Genomic DNA, 19,984 nt, shown 5'->3' with positions numbered 1-19,984 from the left:
ATTAAGCCCAAGCCATTTTTTATCTTCTGCACCCGCGTCTTATAATGTTGTGGTCAATCGGCTGACAGACATGAGATTCTTCCAAGGATTTCATAGTGGAAGGTACATTGCTAAGCATCTTGTCCGCAGTGGCAAGCGCAGTTGTGAAGCAGGTTGCTACTTCTTCTTTTGTTAATTCAAATTCATTTGAAGTCAGGGCTTTAAGCATATCGACTTCTTTTTCCGGACGGAAATTATTACGCTTTGACTGAGCTAATGCAAGAACCATAAGGGAAGTTGATTTGAGTAACTCGGAAAAATCGTCTAGTAGTCTGTATTCTTCCTGATACTCAAGAGTTATCTGTTTATCAATCCAAAAATCCTTTCCCTGAGATGGTAGATACTGAGTTCTTAGAGTGTGATCTACTGCAGCAACTCTTGCGCGGATTTCTTCAATTTTTTCTGCTACACTATCTGCCTGTGTTTCAAGCGTATTGCTTTTTAGTCCACTTCCGAAACCGAAAGACCTAAGCTGTTCAAGGCAGTGACTAAAGGTCTCGCGGAGCTTTTTATACTAGTCAACGATTCCTCTAGTTCGTTTCGCTGTTTCATCAACTTTTCGGTCAAGTATCTAAACTGGCCATTCTCTGAAAGTGCCATTGCCAGGCTTTCCTCCAACTGTGCTATTCTTTTCTGCTGACGTTCTATGGTCTGCATCTGGGTTAGCGTATTCTTCTGTAGCTTCTCGTACTGGTTTTTCCAATACTTTGCGTTCTCTGCTTCCTTCGTCTGTGATAGCAGTTCGCTCCGCCTGAACTGTTCTGTTTCTGTTAAAAGCATCTTCTAAAATCTCCTTTGATAATTCGATACTATATGTTTCTGCTAAGTTCTTATCTCTAAAAGATTTGCCGGATTCGATGTGTGTAAAGGTGATGTATTCCCACTTTACTTCATAGCCATGCTCTTCCATCTGTGAGATGAATTCTACCTTATTTGTTGCAGTAGTCATGCAAGCAAGTACTGCGCTGATGCAATCTGTCTTCAAGCTCTTCTTTCCATCGGTAGTCATAAGACGATAATCTCTTTTATCGTAGGAACGGATAGTCCCTTCTTCAATATCAGATTCATCAAAGTGCTTTCCTTTGACACAGACTGACAAACCATGTGAAAATTATATTATTGGTATATTTCAATTAAATAATGCTCCATGTTATAATCAACTGAAGTATAGGGGTTAGAATGAACCTGCCCGATATACCGGCGGAACAAGTAGACAGTAAGTAAATGATGAATGGAACAAATATATATATATATATTTTTCATCATTCACGATGGTATGATAGGGGAATTTTAAGGGTATGAAACTGGAAAATAAACTTTCTAAAAATGCATTGAAGCAGATTAAAGATCGGGGGATTTCTGAAAAGGATATTCTTTCTTCAAGTCCCATTGATCTGTCTTCTGACGGAGAGTATGTAAAGGGATATATCTTTTTTACAAAAGAAAAGTTGGGCGTCATGATCATGCATCTTCCCGGAGATTATATTAAATTATTTAAGGGAGTCAGAGAGGCAGATGAATTCATTTTGGATGAGCCTGAGAATTATGAGATCACTTTATATGATCTAAGTAAAATGGAGCATATCAGGCTTGAGAATTATATAGGAACCAATATTATGACTTCTGATTATGAAGGGGTTCCTGTGAAAATCGCTGTCTTCACCAACAAATATCTGGAAATGATGAATCTCTTCGTTCGACGTCTTAGAACATATGTCAAAGAAGGAAAGATTCCTGTCGAAGAAGTAAAAGAAGAGAAAAAAGAAGAAAATCCAAAGAAGAAAAACAAAAGATCGATTTTCGGAAGAACATTAAAGTACTTCCTAAGATATAAAGCTCAGATATGTGCACTTATTCTCACATACAGTATTACAGCTGTTATGGGAATAGCCTGGCCATATCTTACAGGTAAGGTTCTTTTCGATAAAGTAATCGGAAAGGATGATGCATACCTTTCTGATTTTGGACTCGGAGGAAAATATCTTCTTGCTCTTGGTATTGTAGCTCTTGCCATGTTAGGGTGCCGTCTCATTGTCGGATTATCAAGATATATGCAGATTTTTGTAATGGCGAAAGTATCGAGCTCGGCAGTAAGAGATATAAAGTCGGATGTATTCGACAATATGAGTAAACTGTCTCTTAATTTCTTTGTAAATAAAGAAACAGGAGGTCTTATGACAAGAGTTCTCAGTGACTCCGAAAAAGTCAGAGAGTTCTTTGTAGACGGACTTCCGATGATATTTGTTCACAGTATAACGATAGTGGTAACTTTCGTTGTTATGTACAGATTGAATTGGAAGATGGCTCTTATAGCATGCATTCTCCTTCCGCTTCTTGTAGTCATGACAGTAAAGCTTCGTCCGGGACTTTGGATGCTTGCAGGTAAGAGACATCGTGCAGAGAAAGCGGTTACAGGAAAGGCTAATGATAATCTTACCGGAGCGAGAGTAGTTAAAGCTTTCGGTCAGGAAAAAGCAGAGATAGAGAGATTTATCCATCCGAATCACAATCTTCGTGATGCGGAGATCAACATAGTAAGACTCAGAAACAGATTCACAATTTTATATAACTTAATCCAGGAAATATCAAGTATCTGGATATGGATTGTCGGAGTATTCTTCGTACTTAAGACACATAGCATTGAGCTTGGTGTACTTATCACTTTTGTAGGATATGTTATGCAGCTCAATGAGCCGATGAATTTCTTCTCATGGGTATTCCGTATGTGGTCGGACAGTATCAATTCGGCAGAAAGATTATTTGAGATAATTGATGCAATCCCTGACATACAGGAGAAAGAAAATCCAACGAGACTGGAATCACCTAAGGGCGAGATTGTCTTAAATGATGTTACATTCGGTTATCAGGTTGGACGTCCGGTACTGAAGAATATTAATCTCAAGATAAGAGAAGGCGAGATGCTTGGAATCGTAGGACGTTCCGGAGCCGGTAAATCAACTTTGGTAAATCTTATTTCCAGACTCTATGACGTAAACGAAGGAAGCATTCTTATAGACGGAAATGATGTAAAAGATCTTGCACTTTCAGATTTGAGAAGAAATGTTGCCATGGTTTCCCAGGATACATATATCTTCATGGGATCCGTTGCTAAGAATATTGCATACGGAAATGAAAATGCATCAAGAGCAGAGATAATACGTGCAGCTAAGCTTGCGAGTGCACATGAATTTATCTCAAGACTTCCTGATGGATATGACACTGTAATAAGTGCTGCCGGAAAGGATCTTTCGGGAGGAGAGAAACAGAGGATATCTATAGCAAGAGCTATACTTGCCAATCCAAAGATTCTTATCCTTGATGAAGCTACAGCCAGCGTTGATACGGAGACTGAGAAGGCGATACAGAATTCACTTAAATACCTTGTTAAGGGAAGAACAACACTTTCAATCGCCCACAGACTTTCGACTCTTCGTGATGCGGACAGGCTGATAGTTATTGATGGTGGACGAATAGTTGAGGAGGGAACTGAAGAAGAACTTATGGCTAATACAGATGGTATTTTCCATAATCTTCTCGAATTACAGAATAAGTCCCTTGCACTTAATACGAATTTCTAAAGGTTGAAAGATGGGAGAAGAATATGGCGGACAATACTCTAAATATTTTTGAGAAAAAAGCTGAGGAAATGACAGCGATTCATATGATCACTGACAAAGAAAAGTTTGAGAGGACCGAAGGCGGATTTGTAAGTCTTGATTATAATGGCGTGCATTATGACCGCATCAAGGTAGTAAGACTCTTTCCTTTTTCCGATGCAAATAAATATATTTCTATAAGGGATCATGGTAACGGTGATAAGGAGATTGGTATCATTGAAGACCTTGAAGCTATGCCTTCGGAGGTACAGGAAATACTGAATGAACAGTTAAATCTCAGCTATTTTACACCGGTGATCGAGAAAATCTATAATATTAAAGATGAATATGGATATGCTTATTTTCATGTAAAGACAGATAAAGGGGAATGTAAGTTTTCCATGAATATGGGATCGAATGCGGTTACTAAGTTATCAGATACTAGACTTATAATCTCGGACGTTGATGAGAATCGTTTCGAGATTAAAGATACTGATGCGTTGACACAGAAAGAGAAAAGGATGTTGGACCTTTTCCTGTAGTGGGGATATGAGGGCAGAATATGATACTGAAATATGCATTACCGAATACTATCGACGATGAGATAAAACTTTCAAATGATGAAAGAATATATTATGCAGTTCCGGTTGATATCGACGAAAAAGGAAGATGGACGAATGACCATTTTCTGGTTGTAACAACTAAGAAGATTTATGTATTCGGCGAGGAAAAGAAAATATTTGATATAAAAGATTGTGATAATGCAATAGCTGAGCCGGGCGTTGGGGGCGGCATCCTTACGGTTAAACATAAGGGTATCGAGAAGGTTCTTGTGCATTATTCTTCAAAGCATCTCAGCAGATATGCCTATATAGCCAGAGGAATCAACATTCTCATTTCGGGAAGATTTGAGGAAGTTGAAAGTAATGAGTATGAAAAGATATGTCCTAAGTGCGGAAGGGTAATTCCGGGAACAAGGCATTGTCCTAAGTGCTCAAAAGAAGGAAGCTTTTTAAAGGTTTTCACAAAGATGGCAAAGCCTTATAAGAAGGACTTTTTAAAGGTATTTCTGTTGATGGTACTTGTTGCTGTAACAACTCTTCTTAATCCGGAAGTACAGAAACATCTTATCGATGATGTTCTGCGTGAAGGCGGAAGCATGAAGGATGCACTTATCTTTCTTCTTATGATGTTCGGACTAAGTGTAGCCATAGTTATCATCAATATTATGAAGAGCAATTCTTCAGCGAGACTTGGTGCTAAGATATCGGCTGATCTAAGAGTGGAACTTTTTAAGAAATATCAGAACCTTCCGCTCAGTTTTATAAATGACAGAAGACCTGGAGAATTGCTTAACAGAATAATTCAGGATACAGTATATATAAGACAGTTTATGGAAGATGTATTCTGTAATCTTTTTGCCATACTCTTCATTTTCATATGGGATGTAATCTTTATGCTTATTTTGAATGTTAAGCTTGCACTTCTGACATTCATTACAGTACCGATAGTATCGGTATTTATGATCACTTTGAGAAAGAAGATTCATCAGGTATTCCATATACAGTTCAGGAAAAATGATGATGTATCAAGTGATCTTCAGGACGTAATATCGGGAATGAGAATCGTAAAAAGTTACGGTAAAGAGAAGGCGGAGTCAGAAAGATTCAAAGATCTTTCAACAAAGCTTGCGGATATTCAGAAGAAAAATGAACGCTTCTGGGGAATGTTTGACTTTGTCCTTTCTGTTCTCATGGGACTTGGAGTAGTAATCGTTGCTTACTTCGGAGGACGCGATGTATTTGCCGGAAAGATGTCATCCGGTGAACTTTACCAGTTTATAGCATATACTTTACTTCTCTTCCAGTACATTAACTGGATGGGCAGATTGCCTCAGGAAATATCAAAGCTTTCAAGCAGTCTTGAGAGAATATATGATGTTATGGCTCAGGATGTTCCTGAAGAGTCAAAGGATGTTCGTGATATAGATATAAAGGGTGAGATAACTTTCGAGCATGCTACATTTGGATATAAATCATACCAGCCGGTTCTTTGGGATATAAATGCAGTGATCAAGCCGGGTGAGATGATCGGTATAGTAGGTGCTTCGGGAACAGGTAAATCTACTCTCATCAACCTGCTTATGGGACTTTATAAGATTGATGACGGACGCCTTCTTATAGATGGCGTTGATTTAAATGAGATAAGCAGAAGTTCATATCATTCTCAGATTGGAGTTGTTCTTCAGGAGACATTCCTCTTCTCAGGAACGATCATTGATAATATCAGATTCTCAAAGCCTGATGCTTCCATAGAAGAGATAATCAGAGCGGCGAAAATGGCGAATGCTCATGACTTCATTTGCAGACTTCCAAATGGATACAATACTTATGTAGGCGAAAAAGGTTATGCTTTATCAGGAGGAGAGAGACAGCGTATTGCTATTGCAAGGGCTATTCTCCCGGATCCGAAGCTCCTTATACTTGATGAAGCAACAGCGAGTCTTGATACCGAGAGCGAGTTCATGATACAGAAAGCTTTGGAACGTCTCACCAATGGAAAAACAACATTTGCAATTGCTCACAGGTTGTCTACTCTGAAAAATGCTGATAGAATAATGGTTATTGACGACCACAGGATCGCTGAGATCGGAACTCACAGCGAGCTGCTTGAGAGTAAGGGAATATACTATAATCTTTACACTGCTCAGATACAGTAAAGTATAAGCGGTCAGTCAATACTACTATAAAGAATCAGGGTATGGACTTATGATAAAAAAAGAGATAAATGAAATCAAATCATTATATGACACTATTCAGGACTGCGGCATACAGAGACTTGCAGGATGCTATGTAAATGGCGAAAAGCAGAAGGCTAAGACTTTCAGCGGTACATTTTTAAATATTCCGGAAGAGGAAATGTATAAATATCTCGAGATATTCAGAAAGACTTTATCCGGTACACCGGGTAAGAATCTTGTTGATATGAGTTTTTCCGGAAATAGCGAAGCAGGAGATAAGGGCAAGATTCTTCTTGAAAAAATCAGGAAAAGTGAACTTAAAGAAGAGAATTTATTAGAGGAATTCTATGATAAGATCATCGCTGATTATAACTATGTCGGAAGTTATCTGATACTTCTTATTTATCAGGCCTATGATGTTCCGGGAGTTTCTACTGACGGGCTGCTTATGGACGATGCTTCGGATGAAGTTTATAGTTATATTTTATGCAGCATTTGTCCTATGAAGTTAACTAAGCCGGGACTTGGATTTGATGATGATCTTAGAGAGATTCACACACTTAAACAGGTATTTGCTGTAGAGCTTCCGGAAAATGGATTCCTCTATCCTGCATTTAATGACAGAAGCAGTGATGATTCTTCACTTCTTTTCTTCAGCAGAAAGGCAGATACGCTTCAGGGTGGACTTCTTGATAATGTTCTGGATGTTTCAACAACTCTTCCTGCAAAGCAGCAGAAGGAAGGATTCAATGATTTTGTAATTGATGTGCTCGGAGATGAGTCAAGCTTTGAAACGGTTCTTTCCATACAGGAGAATCTCAATAAGACTATCAAAGAGAAGAAGACTGAAGCTGCCGGCGAAACGGTATTTCTTGATAAATCATCAATAAGAAATGTATTTGAAGAGAGTGGAGTTTCAAGTGAAAAACTGGAGCAGTTTGATAAAAAGTTCGATGACCAGTTTGACATGAATAAAATCTACAAAAAGAATATTGATAAGATAGTGGAATCCGAAGAATTCGAAGGAAGCGATCCTGAAGAAATAAGGAAAAATATCCCTAAGGTAAAAGTTGAAGAAAAGCTCTTTGCTGATAATGTTGCACCTGTAAGAAATTTTGAAGTTAAGACAGCCGATATGCTTTTAAGGATTAACAGCAAACATACAGATATAATCGATACGAGAGTTATCGATGGAAAGAATTGTCTTGTTATAGAGATAACAGAAGATCTGACAGTGAACGGAATACCTGTAAGAAATTAAGAGAGCTTTCTTATAACAAGTTTTTTAAGTTGAATATTTTTGATTATGTCATTTATTGGCATAGGTTTTCCGAAGAAGTAACCCTGGAGACGGTCACATCCGATCTCGTGAAGGAAGGTTGCTTCTTCTTTTGTTTCCACGCCTTCTGTAATGGTATGCATATTCAGATTCTTGGCAAGAGCCACTATATTTTTAAGAATGATCTTGGATTTATCATTATTCTCAAATCCCGAAAGGAATTTCATGTCGATCTTGATAAGGTCTAAGGAGAAATCCTTCAGAACATTAAGAGAAGAATATCCTGAACCGAAGTCATCAAGCCAGATCACGAAGCCGGCTTTTGCGAGAGCATCTGCGGAGGACTGGATGGCAGTGGTATTTTCCGCAAGCGCACTTTCTGTAATCTCAACATGAATATTTTTCTTAGGTATTTTATATTTTTCTGTGAGGGACATAAGAGTCTCCTCAACATTTATAAGTTCAAAATCAAGGCGTGAGAAATTAAGGGATACCGGAATCGGCTTAAGTCCAAGACTTTTGGCATAAGCCATATCTTTGCAAACGGTTTCCCATATATATTTATCGAGTTTATGAATCTGCTTATATTCCTCAAGAAGTGGGATGAAATCTCCCGGCGAAAGGAATCCGTATTCCGGATCGATCCATCTTGCAAGAGCTTCGCAGCTGCAGAGTGTATGATCGCTGGACCATACTACAGGCTGGTAATAAACCTTGATATATTCATTTTCGATAGCTTTATCTATATTATTGACGATGTACTGATGTCTGTGAAATTCATTATTTACCTGTTCATCATATTCCTTGAAATGAACGCCGATGACATCCTTAATAAGACCGCAGGCAAATCTTGCTTTATCTACAGCCATTCTAGGATCCATGAGAGTATCGAGAGGTGTGTATGCTCCGACTTTAAGAGCAAGATAAATCTCGCGATTACTGTTGCTTGAAACCTTGTCATTAAGTTTATTTAACCGTTCGTCAAGACCGGTTCTTTTTGTAAGAACAACAAAATGATCATCCGACCATCTTGCCACAATTCCGTCCGGGAAGATATCTTCAAGAGAGTGAGCAATATAAATGAGAAAATTATTTCCTGACTGATATCCGAACTGATCGTTATAATTCTTGAAGTTCTCAATATTTATAAAAAGGTAGATGAGATCCGTGGCATCCTTAAACATAACCTTTTTGGATTCTTTAACGAAATGCTTGATATTGCTGATACCGGTAAGGTCATCCTCGATGGACTGCTGTTTCAGGAGAGCATTAACACGCATTAATTTTTCATCTTTCTTAGCTTCCGCAAGTCGCTGCTGATAAATGCTCATGCTGATCAGAGTCAGGCTTATCCAAAGTGTAAAATAATTAATCTTATTGCCTTCTAATATATTTTTACTGTATGGCGATGTATTACTCTGAAGAATAGGAAGCCATTTCTCATAAAACCATATAAATACAGTAGTTGTTATGAGGATTGATATAAATGGTTTCCAGATAAGCAGGCAGACTACGTAAAGAACCATTGTTACAAAACATAATATCTGTCTTTCGTTTTTAATATCATATATTGAAGTAGAAACTCCGAAGCAGAGACATATGATGGAAAATATAACACTTAGGATCTGACCATATTTGGCACTTAGTTTTTTACTGAAGTTTTTATATAAGATTTCATATATAAGATAGCCGAGGGTAAGGACGAGCAGCATCAGCTGATAATTAATACTTTTCAGTAAATGAAGTATGTCCTTCGGACTTGTGACATAACAAGCCCTGACTATCATCGATATATCAAGTGCCAGAATGATCAAAGAGGTAATGATACCTGTTATAAATCGTTTGTAATCGTGGAGATATCTTGTAGCAAAAAGCAAGATGATAAGAGATGCGGAAAGAAGTATAAGATAATTGGTCTCCCCATCAAAATATTCCAGGAATGTTCTCCCCGGACGTTTATTTACATATCTGATAATCATCCAGATTTCAAGGCAGATGATGATGAATGTCATGTAGATTGCTGTTTTGAAATTGGTTTCATATAGATACTGTTTTTCATAATCTGTATTTTTATATAGTCCAAGCTCATAGCGAATCCATTTAATAAAGTTCATTGCCCCTCCAATACAACTTAATCAATATCGATCGAACATGCTATATCATCCGGTTAACTGCGTAAATAACTTACAAAAAATCAAATCGAATCGTATGAAAAAATTGTTTCCCCATAAAACAAAAAAATATATAAACCCATCATTATTTTATCATAATTTTGGGTTTTTATCAATTTTTTTGACACTTCTTTGCATATGTTGTAAGATAAATATTGCTTGAAAAAATAAGCATTTTGAGCGTATTTAAGATTAAAATATCCGGAGGTTAATGAAGTGGAAAAAAAGATTCCTTATAAAATTTACCTTGAAGAAGATGAATTACCAAAGATGTGGTATAACGTGAGAGCTGATATGAAGAATAAACCGGCTCCACTGCTTAATCCGGGAACTCTTAAGCCTATGACAGCTGAAGAACTTGCCGGAGTATTCTGTGATGAACTTATTCAGCAGGAGCTTGATGATGATACAGCATATATTCCGATTCCTGAAGAAATCATCAATTTCTATAAGATGTACAGACCATCTCCTCTTGTACGTGCATACTGTCTTGAGGAAAAACTTCAGACTCCTGCAAAGATTTACTATAAATTTGAAGGAAATAATACAAGCGGCAGCCACAAGCTTAATTCCGCTATTGCTCAGGCATATTATGCTAAGAAGCAGGGCCTTAAAGGTGTAACAACAGAAACAGGTGCAGGTCAATGGGGAACAGCTCTTTCTATGGCTTGTGCTTATCTTGGCCTGGATTGTAAAGTTTACATGGTTAAGGTTTCATATGAGCAGAAGCCTTTCAGAAGAGAAGTTATGCGTACATATGGTGCGACAGTTACTCCTTCACCAAGTGATACAACAGAAGTAGGTAGAAGAATTCTTGCTGAGCATCCGGGAACAACAGGAAGCCTTGGATGTGCAATCTCAGAAGCTGTAGAGGCTGAGACAAAGCTTGATGGATACAAATATGTACTCGGAAGCGTACTTAATCAGGTACTTCTTCATCAGACAGTTATCGGTCTTGAGACTAAGGCTGCACTTGAAAAGTACAACATCAAACCTGATATGATCATTGGCTGCGCAGGTGGCGGATCTAATCTCGGTGGTCTTGTATCTCCATTTATCGGTGAGATGCTTCGTGGCGAAAATCAGTATCAGATCATCGCTGTTGAGCCGGCATCTTGTCCAAGTCTTACAAGAGGAAAATTTGCTTATGACTTCTGTGATACAGGTAAGGTTTGCCCTCTTGCGAAGATGTATACTTTAGGAAGCAACTTTATTCCTTCGGCAAATCATGCAGGTGGACTTAGATATCATGGTATGAGTCCAATTCTTTCACAGCTTTATCATGATGGATATATGGAAGCAAGAAGCGTTGAGCAGACTGCAGTATTTGAAGCAGCTACACAGTTTGCACGCGTTGAAGGTATTCTTCCTGCTCCTGAATCAAGCCATGCTATAAGAGTTGCAATTGATGAAGCTATTAAGTGTAGAGAAACAGGTGAAGAGAAGACTATCGTATTCGGTCTTACAGGAACAGGTTATTTCGACATGGTAGCTTACGGAAAATATAATGATAAAGAAATGAACGATTATATTCCGACAGACGAAGAGCTTGAAAAGAGCTTCAGTACTCTTCCGGAAGTAAATCTGTAAATAGCTGAATTTCGCAGCAATACGAAAAACGGTTTTAGGTTCAGCAAATAAAAATAATCCATAAAAGTGCTATTTGAATCATATAAATTCAAGTAGTACCTTTATGGATTTTTCTTTTTGAAATATAACGATATATGCTTAGTCGGGTTATTCCGGAGACTATACACTATTTGACCCAGCTGATATCTGTAACATAGATAATTTCACAAGCAGTTCCGTCTGCGCTTGTATCATCTCGAACTGTACTGCTCGAACCGTTTATCGTAGTACCATCAGTGCTGACAGCGCTATAAGTAACAAGGTAGCCCCGGATTCTGACATGATCACCTTTTTTAATCTTTCTAGCCTTCTTTTTCAGTGCTTTTGTAGGAGTAATAAGATGATTGTTGGAACAGTGGGTGATAACATAATTTTCATCTAATTTTTTGAGGACCTCATCTGTTAATGTAAAAATAAGGCAGCGGTTACGCTGTTCCCATTTGAAATCGACATCAAGATTATACTCTGCGACTTTTCCCCATGCGAGACCTATATCTACAGGCATAAATTTGCCTGAATGTTTGTTGGAAGTATAATCGCAGGCGCTGACGACGAGACCGGAAATATCATATGAATAAAGATATTCCACGTTTACAGTATAATTGGATATTTTGAAAGATGCGGTTCCGGAAGCTTCTTTTTGAACAGGGTCTCCAATTCCGGCTATCGCCCGGCGACGCCCATGTGTATCAATATAGAGATAGATAGCGACACCGACAAGAATCAGGAGCACAATGCCGAAGCTGTGTTTCTTTAAAAATCTAATCATAATTCCCTCATATAAATATTAATAAACCAATAGTTACTAAAAAAGTGAAATGAACATTTCACTTATAACCTTCAAAAATATTATAAGCACGTAATTTTGGCATAGTCAAATCATCCGGCGAGTTATTCACAATAATTTCAAACAATGATCAAAATGATAAGAATAATGATTTGCTACTACGGGAGTAGCATGATAAAATAGCCGGAGTATATAAGAAATCATTTTATAATAATATATCAAGAGAAAGAATAGAGAGAATAAGAATGAGTATTTTAAATGTTGAACATCTTACACATGGATTTGGTGACAGAGCGATATTTGATGACGTATCTTTCAGACTCCTTAAGGGTGAACATATCGGACTTATCGGCGCAAACGGTGAAGGTAAATCAACCTTCATGAATATCATAACAGGAAAGCTTATGCCGGATGAAGGAAAGATCGAGTGGTCTAAAAATGTCAAAGCAGGATACCTTGATCAGCATGCTGTACTTGAAAAAGGAATGACAGTCAGAGACGTTTTATCCAGTGCATTCAAGCCTCTTTTTGCTATGGAAGAAAGAATGAATGAAATCTATATGAAAATGGGCGAAGCCGGCGAGGATGAAATGAATGACCTCATGGAAGAAGTCGGAACTATACAGGAGCTTCTTACGAATCATGATTTTTATCTTATCGATTCTAAAGTAGAAGAAGTCGCAAGAGCTCTCGGGCTTCTTGACCTTGGTCTTGACAGGGATGTTACAGAACTTTCGGGAGGACAGAGAACCAAGATACTTCTCGGAAAACTCCTTCTTGAGAAGCCTGACATTCTCCTTCTTGACGAGCCTACAAACTATCTTGATGCCGAACATATAACATGGCTTACAAGATATCTTCAGGAATATGAAAACGCATTTATACTTATATCTCATGATATTCCATTTTTAAATTCAGTAATAAATATCATTTATCATATGGACGGAAATACTCATAAGCTTGAGAGATATGTAGGCGACTATGACAAGTTCCAGGAAGTATATGCTATGAAGAAGGCGCAGGCTGAAGCAGCATATAACCGTCAGCAGCAGGAGATAGCTGAATTAAAGGATTTTGTAGCAAGAAATAAAGCCCGTGTAGCTACAAGAAATATGGCTATGTCCAGACAGAAAAAGCTTGATAATATGGAAATCATCGAGAAGGTTTATGATAAACCAAAGCCTGAGTTCCATTTCAAAGAAGCACGTACTTCAGGAAAGGTAATCTTTGAGACAAATGATCTTGTTATCGGTTATGATGAACCGCTTTCAAAACCTATTAATTTCAGAATGGAAAGAAATGATAAGATAGTTCTTACAGGTTCAAACGGAATCGGAAAGTCAACTCTTCTGAAGAGTCTGCTTGGACTTATTAAACCGATTTCCGGAACAACTACAAGAGGAGATTATCTTGAGATAGGATATTTCGAACAGGAAATGTCGCCGGATATTGATACAACATGTCTTCAGGAAATATGGAATGAATTTCCGGGATTTAATCAGTATGAAGTTCGGTCTGCTCTTGCTAAGTGCGGACTTACAACCAAGCATATAGAGAGTAAATGTAAGGTTCTTTCCGGAGGTGAGCAGGCAAAAGTGCGCCTCTGCAAACTGATCAATAAAGAATCCAATCTTCTTGTACTCGACGAGCCTACTAACCATCTTGATGTTGATGCCAAGGATGAACTTAAAAGGGCACTTAAAGAGTATAAGGGAAGCATAATCATGGTTTGTCATGAGCCTGATTTTTATGAAGGACTTGCTACTGATGTTATGGATTGTTCTAAGTGGACAACTAAGTTATAAATAAATCCCGGGAATTGATCCGGAATAAGACTACGAATATAATTATAAATAAGATTACAAATAAAAACCCTGCTTTAATCTGTATCACATATTGTGAATACATTTTAAAGCAGGGTTTTTTACACTGTTTATATAATATGTTTTGTATAACATCATTTATATAATATCATTTATATAACAGTATTTTTATATATCAATATTTTTAATAAATAACGACATTTTATACTAATCAATTTATTTGGAAGGATATGCTGTCTTCTTTACAACAAATCTATCACATACTGCAAGCATTCCCGGAAGGAAGCAAAGTATCATAACAAGAGCGCATGTAACACCAATAGAGATGATGTGGCAGATCTGACCGATTGATGGATCTGCAAATACATAACCGAGTATCCAGGTAATGAAGATCATGATAAGACCTGATGTAAGAATAGTTCTTATTGATGCCTGGTAAGCACTCTTAAGAGCATCTTTGACGCCTCGGTCAGCTCTCTTTTCGATATAGAAATTCGTAAATACAATAGCATAATCAATGGTTGCACCCATAAGCAGACTCTGTACTATAAGTAATGCGAGATAGTGCATATCCATTCCGAAAAGGTTCATAACAACCATTGTAATATATACGGAACACTGGATAAGAAGCACAAGTATCGCAGGTATTACCAGAGATCTGAATGTTACAAGGACAACGATGAAAATAGCCAAAGCTGTAATAAGAGTGATCTTATTTAATTCATCTTTGAATGTCTTTGACATTTCATATGACATAGGTGTGTTACCGATGAGATAATAATCTTTTTCAAAATTATCATCACAGAAGCTTTCAAGTTTTTTGGCGAATTCCATTGAATCAGGATGTCCGTCGGTAAGGTAAGTAGTAAGAGCGCATATTGAATGTGATTTTCCTACAAGCTTTCCTTTTCCTGCTGAAAGTCCCATTGAAACCATCTGAAGTCCCTTTTTGCTTTCTTCATCAAGAAGCTGGCTGAAGGTTTCCGATTCCATAATATGGTTGAATAACTCTTCTATGTCCATTGTCCATGAATCATCATAATTTACTGATGAGAAATAATACTCATAAACAAGTCTGATATAACCTTCTGTTGTTTCATCAGCCTTTGGAACTTTTGTTGAGCTTTCGCCATTTGCCTTATCCTGAATGAGAGCTATCATTGTAGCCATTTCCTTAGCTGTATAACTCTTATCATTCATTATGCTGCTGACAAGATTATCATAAAATGCGATAGCATTTATATCTTCATTTGTAAGAGATCCGGAAGCTGAGATAACTGTTGAAACGGTCGGATCCTTTATAGCAGCTAAAAGTTCATTTATACTGAGGGTTGATTTTCCTGTATATGACATGAGTGCCGATAAAGCGCTTTTATCAATACCAAAAAGCTGTGAAAGTTCATCAGCGTTTCTTTGTGTATTTATAGCATCTTTACTGCATAAAGCGCTATACTGATTCAACTGTGTCATTGAAGCTTCATCTATAAATTCAGAGGCCATCGGATTATTTGTTATAAATGCGTTGACAAATCCGACGAACTCCTCAAGAGTCATTTTCTCACCCTCTCTGTCTGAGAAGCGGTCATAATAAATGAATTTGATTATTGATTCATCAAGTGTAAAACCTCCGAGAAGGTTTGAAGAATCTGCACCGCCAAGCATGTTATCAATATACTGATACATTTCCTGACTATTCATTTTTGCGCCGAGGGTTGTTGCAAAACAGTTTACTGCTGCAACATTTTCATCTTCTGTAAATTCTTTGATAAATTCAGGCATGCGTGATTCATCATTATTGTCATAAAGAACGATGAAACGGTTTTCCTTCGGAAATACATCATTTATAACATGTTTTGTTGCTGGGTTTCCGTAAGAGATTCCGGCCTTGTCCTTTGCTACAAATACAATGCCGAAGATAACAAGGAAAAGGCAGCCGAAAATTATACGAGCCTTATATTCTGCTTTGGCAAGACCACCCATTGGAATGAATGGTGACTTTTTAGCTGTCTTCTGGATAAGCTTATCAAAAAGTGTCATGAGACCCGGAAGAACAGTAAATACACATAAAAGACTGAAGAATACACCCTTTGCAAGAACGATACCAAGGTCAGCACCGATCTTGAAGTTCATAAAGCATAAAGCTAAAAGTCCGACTATAGTAGTGATTGAAGAACTACATACAGAAGGGATGGCTGATGCTATTGCATTTCTCATGGCTTCAATGTCATTTGAAGGAGCATTGCCGGCAACTGCTGAACCTGAATTCTCTTCCGGATGAACCTTTTTTCTTTCCTGACGATATCTGTTAGAAAGAATGATAGAGTAGTCCATGGCAAGAACCAGCTGAAGGATTGATGCGATGGAATGAGTTGTCTTCGATACACTCGGAAGGAACATATTTGTTCCCATATTGATCAGGATAGAAAGACCGATCGAAGTGATGAAGAGGAAAGGTTCAATCCAGGAATTACTCATGATGAAAAGGATTATCATGAGGATTATAACTGCACCGGCGATGATATGTCCCGGAAGGGCATCATTTTCCTGATTCTCATTCTGGCAATGGATATCATATCCTGAGAATTTGGTCATTACGGCTTTGCGCATCTGCTTAAACTCTTTTGATGAATAATCATATTTTGAGCTAAGGAGATAAAGCGTATGATTGTCTTTGTTGTAATGAATGCTGTCCGGCTCATAAACTACCGAATCAACATAATCTATGGTAGCAAGTTCGTTTTTAATCTCAAGTTTTTGTTCGTCCTTCAGGTTGTCGAACATAACTCTGAGTCTGTAATCTTCTGAGAGGTCTGTAAACTCTTCTTTTAAAATAGTTGTTCCGTTTTTCATCTGAGATGAGTCAGGAAGATATTTTGACATATCAGAATTAATATTTGTCTTTTTGGACATGAATATACTTGCTATTGCAAGACCAATAAATATTATCAAAAGAACGTAGCGGCTTTTGATAAGAAAATCAGCTATTTTTTTCATTTCGATGTAACTGCCTCGAGGTATATCTTATTCTACCCGAGGAAAACTCCTTTCATGGTGTAACTTAAAAATTGAATTTGGATTCGTTTCTTTCTTCGAGTGCTTTAACTATATGATATGCAAATTCATTGTATGGAACCGGTATACCGAGTTCATGCCCCAGTCTTACAACTGTTCCGGAGAGCATGTCGATCTCAGTACGGCGTCCTGCATCAAGATCCTGAAGAGTGGAATATCTTGCTGCGGGATTGATACCGTTTGAAGGGTCGAGACTCCATGAGTCGTCAACATCAATATCGATTCCGTAATGAGCAGCAATCTTTATAACTTCACTACGTAGAGATGTTCTTAGAAAGTCAGCATTTTGACTTTTATTAAATATACCTACGCCGGAAGATAGTATAGCCTGCGGGATATTTTGACTGATATTGATAGAATATTTCAGCCAGAGATCCTTACGGATGTCATCACTTACATGGTGAACTATCTCGCCTGAATCAAAGAGCTCTTTAATGCTGTTAACATAGTCTTTCTGTGAAGCAGTTTCAGCACCGTAAATGACACCCATACCTTCTGCAGGAACCGGGAAATTGATTGAATTGCCATTACGCTGGGAAGCGATCTTGATCAGTGATGTGATAATTCTTTCTTCAGGTATAACCCTTTTTATGATCTGTTCGGAATCGACGCCGTTCAGAAGGCTCATAACAAGAGTATTATCTCCTGCTATTCTTTCAATGTCTGAAAGTGATTCCTGAAGCGAAATGTATTTCACCGCAACAATGATAAGATCCGGACCTTCCGGAATCTCGTCCCTTAGCTCATCGGCGGTTCTTACATTAAGGGATAATCTTTCGCCGTTTACTGTAAGAGATTTCTCTTTTAATCGGGCGTTACGTTCTCCTTCAGATATAACGTAGAGTCTTATATCGGGAGTATTTCGAAGTCCCCATAGAATATAGGAGCCTACAGCTCCTGCACCCAATACAGCAATGTTTCTTAATTTCATCTTATGTAACCTTTCACAGCCGGAGAATTTATATATTATTCCCGGATAATAGCAACATAATAGCACAAAGGACATTTAATCAAAAGAAAAATTATGATATATTTATCATTACTGATTTTGGTGGCATTATAATTATTTGTTACCCGAGTAACAAAGGAAAGAAGAGTCAAAATGATAGAAGAATATCCTTTTTTATACGAAACACATTTACATACTTCTCAGTCAAGCGCTTGTGCCCATAACAGCGGCAAAGAGATGGCTATGGCTGCAAAACAATACGGTTATACAGGAATAGTGGTTACAGATCACAACTGGGGCGGAAATACCTGCATACCTAAAAGTCTTCCATGGGGAGAATGGGTTGATGAATTTGCAAAGGGTTATTATGACGCCAGAGAGTGCGGAGATAAGATTGATCTGGATGTATTCTGGGGATATGAAGCAGGTTATAACGGTACGGAATTCCTTATACACGGAACAACTCCGGAATGGCTCAAGGCTCATCCGGAACTTAGGGATGCAACAGTTGAGGAACAGTTTGAAATAGTTCATAACTGCGGCGGTATAGTTGTTCACGCGCATCCATACAGAGAAGAATATTACATACCGGAGATCAGACTTTTTCCGAAATTTGTAGATGCGGTAGAGGGTGTAAATGCAACGCATTCCTGCCACAAGAGCGTCAGTCACAATGATCCGGGATATGATGACAGAGCGATAGCTTATGCCAATAAAGAAAATCTTCCTATGACAGCCGGTTCGGATGTTCATTCGACTGTTATGTTCGGAGGAGGAATGGCATTTAAAAAGAGACTTAAGTCGTCAAAAGAGCTTTGCGAAGAAATATTACGCGGAACGGATTATATACTTACAAATGGCGACAGATATTATGATCATAAAGGAAATGTGATCGGCTAGAACAGGTAAAAGAGGAGATACAAAGTGAAAAGTTTCAGAGCAGATATATGGGAAGAAAATGAATATGATTACAGTGCAGCATATGGGTTTACACCTAATATCCATGCATATTTACATGATGAGACGGATGAAGACCGTGATGCGATGATCGTATTGCCGGGAGGCGGATATTGCATGTGCGTACCGCCTGAAGGAAAGGTTCCCGCAATGGAATTTTATAATCAGGGAATGAATGTTTTCGTTCTTACATATACAACAGATATAACTATGTCTGTTCCGCTTAAGAAGCAGCCTTTAAATGATGTTTCGAGAGCTGTCAGATTCGTAAGAAAACATGCGGAAGAATATAAGATAAAAGGTAAAAAAATGATAATAGTAGGATTCTCTGCGGGAGCTCATGTCTGCGGAAGTCTTGCAACACATTTTGATGATGTTTCTGATATAAATCCTGAATATAAAGATATATCCAATAAACCGGACGGAGTCATTTTATCTTATCCGGTTATCACAACAGGTGAATTTACACATATTTATTCGGTATGGGCACTTCTCGGACAGAATGCTCCGGAAGAGGAAATGACATATTTCTCTCTCGAGAAAAATGTTAAGGAGAATACTCCTCCATGTTTCATCTGGCAGACGGCTACAGACGACCTTGTGCCTGTTGAAAACAGTTATCTTTTTGCAGAGGCTTTAAGAGCTAAGAAAGTTCCTTATGCACATTATGTATTTCCGTCAGGATTCCATGGCCTCAGCGTTGCAAATGACGACTTCTATACAGGAAATAATTTTGATGATTATACAATGGAACAGGTTATGAAAGCTGTTGATGCCGTAAAAGAAGGAAAAGGCATAAATGTTTCTGAGGAAAGAAGACAGGAACTTATCAAACAGTTTTCAGGCGAGGGTATGGAAGGATATAAACTTGATGACAGCTGGAAGGAAGATGTAGGCCTTTGGACAAAACTTGCAAAGGTATGGATATCAAGACTATAAGGA

The 19,984-nt window shown here is 37.9% G+C and carries 14 protein-coding genes; 8 read left to right on the top strand and 6 right to left on the bottom strand.

The features are described from left to right. Positions 1-19 precede the first annotated feature (19 nt). Both B5D25_RS06765 and B5D25_RS06760 read right to left on the bottom strand, forming a co-directional pair. Positions 20-268: a hypothetical protein gene (locus B5D25_RS06765; RefSeq protein WP_078787207.1), complete on the bottom strand. Its 249-nt coding sequence runs from the start codon at positions 266-268 to the stop codon at positions 20-22. A gap of 342 nt (positions 269-610) precedes the next feature. Further along, positions 611-1,138, bottom strand: coding sequence for a hypothetical protein (locus tag B5D25_RS06760; protein WP_143000652.1), 528 nt, complete (start codon positions 1,136-1,138; stop codon positions 611-613). Positions 1,139-1,337: 199 nt separating this feature from the next. Between B5D25_RS06760 and B5D25_RS06755 the strand changes: the two genes are divergently transcribed. From B5D25_RS06755 to B5D25_RS06740, 4 genes are read left to right on the top strand one after another with little or no spacing between them, the layout of a single operon-like run. Next, a complete protein-coding gene (locus B5D25_RS06755; protein WP_078787205.1) occupies positions 1,338-3,617 on the top strand; it encodes an ABC transporter ATP-binding protein in 2,280 nt (759 codons plus the stop codon). Between the two features lie 23 nt (positions 3,618-3,640). Next, entirely contained in the window at positions 3,641-4,177 is a 537-nt protein-coding gene (locus tag B5D25_RS06750) for a DUF1854 domain-containing protein (RefSeq protein WP_078787204.1), read from the top strand. Positions 4,178-4,197: 20 nt separating this feature from the next. Next, complete coding sequence (locus B5D25_RS06745) at positions 4,198-6,354, top strand: ABC transporter ATP-binding protein (RefSeq protein WP_078787203.1); 2,157 nt, start codon at positions 4,198-4,200, stop codon at positions 6,352-6,354. A 49-nt stretch (positions 6,355-6,403) separates the two neighbouring features. Then, entirely contained in the window at positions 6,404-7,636 is a 1,233-nt protein-coding gene (locus B5D25_RS06740; protein WP_078787202.1) for a DUF4317 domain-containing protein, read from the top strand. Here the strand turns inward: B5D25_RS06740 and B5D25_RS06735 are convergent. Next, a complete protein-coding gene (locus B5D25_RS06735; RefSeq protein ID WP_078787201.1) occupies positions 7,633-9,768 on the bottom strand; it encodes a bifunctional diguanylate cyclase/phosphodiesterase in 2,136 nt (711 codons plus the stop codon). The genes B5D25_RS06740 and B5D25_RS06735 overlap by 4 nt on opposite strands. A gap of 273 nt (positions 9,769-10,041) precedes the next feature. Between B5D25_RS06735 and B5D25_RS06730 the strand changes: the two genes are divergently transcribed. Then, a complete protein-coding gene (locus tag B5D25_RS06730; protein WP_078787200.1) occupies positions 10,042-11,415 on the top strand; it encodes a TrpB-like pyridoxal phosphate-dependent enzyme in 1,374 nt (457 codons plus the stop codon). Positions 11,416-11,581: 166 nt separating this feature from the next. On the opposite strand, the gene B5D25_RS06725 is transcribed toward B5D25_RS06730, so the two are convergent. Continuing rightward, entirely contained in the window at positions 11,582-12,223 is a 642-nt protein-coding gene (locus B5D25_RS06725; RefSeq protein ID WP_078787199.1) for a hypothetical protein, read from the bottom strand. Between the two features lie 263 nt (positions 12,224-12,486). Between B5D25_RS06725 and B5D25_RS06720 the strand changes: the two genes are divergently transcribed. Continuing rightward, positions 12,487-14,046 carry an ABC-F family ATP-binding cassette domain-containing protein gene (locus B5D25_RS06720; protein ID WP_078787198.1) on the top strand — a complete coding sequence of 520 codons (1,560 nt, stop codon included), beginning with the start codon at positions 12,487-12,489 and terminating at the stop codon, positions 14,044-14,046. 234 nt (positions 14,047-14,280) lie between these two features. On the opposite strand, the gene B5D25_RS06715 is transcribed toward B5D25_RS06720, so the two are convergent. Beyond that, positions 14,281-17,058, bottom strand: a complete 2,778-nt coding sequence (locus B5D25_RS06715; RefSeq protein WP_078787197.1) for an MMPL family transporter — start codon at positions 17,056-17,058, stop codon at positions 14,281-14,283. 64 nt (positions 17,059-17,122) lie between these two features. Continuing rightward, positions 17,123-18,067, bottom strand: a complete 945-nt coding sequence (locus B5D25_RS06710) for a ketopantoate reductase family protein (protein WP_159444103.1) — start codon at positions 18,065-18,067, stop codon at positions 17,123-17,125. A gap of 171 nt (positions 18,068-18,238) precedes the next feature. Between B5D25_RS06710 and B5D25_RS06705 the strand changes: the two genes are divergently transcribed. Further along, entirely contained in the window at positions 18,239-18,985 is a 747-nt protein-coding gene (locus B5D25_RS06705) for a PHP-associated domain-containing protein (protein WP_090168516.1), read from the top strand. Between the two features lie 24 nt (positions 18,986-19,009). Then, positions 19,010-19,981 (top strand): alpha/beta hydrolase, encoded by a 972-nt coding sequence (locus tag B5D25_RS06700; protein ID WP_078787195.1) that lies wholly within the window; start codon positions 19,010-19,012, stop codon positions 19,979-19,981. Positions 19,982-19,984: the final 3 nt, after the last annotated feature.

The organism is Eubacterium ruminantium, assembly GCF_900167085.1.
GTDB lineage: Bacteria > Bacillota > Clostridia > Lachnospirales > Lachnospiraceae > Eubacterium_Q > Eubacterium_Q ruminantium.
This window is presented reverse-complemented; position numbering and strand designations above follow the sequence as displayed.

Bases quoted from the DNA above. Each gene is read 5' to 3' on its own strand.
- B5D25_RS06765 (WP_078787207.1), bottom strand. From the start codon at position 268: ATGGTTCTTGCATTAGCTCAGTCAAAGCGTAATAATTTCCGTCCGGAA.
- B5D25_RS06755 (WP_078787205.1), top strand. From the start codon at position 1,338: ATGAAACTGGAAAATAAACTTTCTAAAAATGCATTGAAGCAGATTAAA.
- B5D25_RS06750 (WP_078787204.1), top strand. From the start codon at position 3,641: ATGGCGGACAATACTCTAAATATTTTTGAGAAAAAAGCTGAGGAAATG.
- B5D25_RS06745 (WP_078787203.1), top strand. From the start codon at position 4,198: ATGATACTGAAATATGCATTACCGAATACTATCGACGATGAGATAAAA.
- B5D25_RS06740 (WP_078787202.1), top strand. From the start codon at position 6,404: ATGATAAAAAAAGAGATAAATGAAATCAAATCATTATATGACACTATT.
- B5D25_RS06735 (WP_078787201.1), bottom strand. From the start codon at position 9,768: ATGAACTTTATTAAATGGATTCGCTATGAGCTTGGACTATATAAAAAT.
- B5D25_RS06725 (WP_078787199.1), bottom strand. From the start codon at position 12,223: ATGATTAGATTTTTAAAGAAACACAGCTTCGGCATTGTGCTCCTGATT.
- B5D25_RS06720 (WP_078787198.1), top strand. From the start codon at position 12,487: ATGAGTATTTTAAATGTTGAACATCTTACACATGGATTTGGTGACAGA.
- B5D25_RS06715 (WP_078787197.1), bottom strand. From the start codon at position 17,058: ATGAAAAAAATAGCTGATTTTCTTATCAAAAGCCGCTACGTTCTTTTG.
- B5D25_RS06710 (WP_159444103.1), bottom strand. From the start codon at position 18,067: ATGAAATTAAGAAACATTGCTGTATTGGGTGCAGGAGCTGTAGGCTCC.
- B5D25_RS06705 (WP_090168516.1), top strand. From the start codon at position 18,239: ATGATAGAAGAATATCCTTTTTTATACGAAACACATTTACATACTTCT.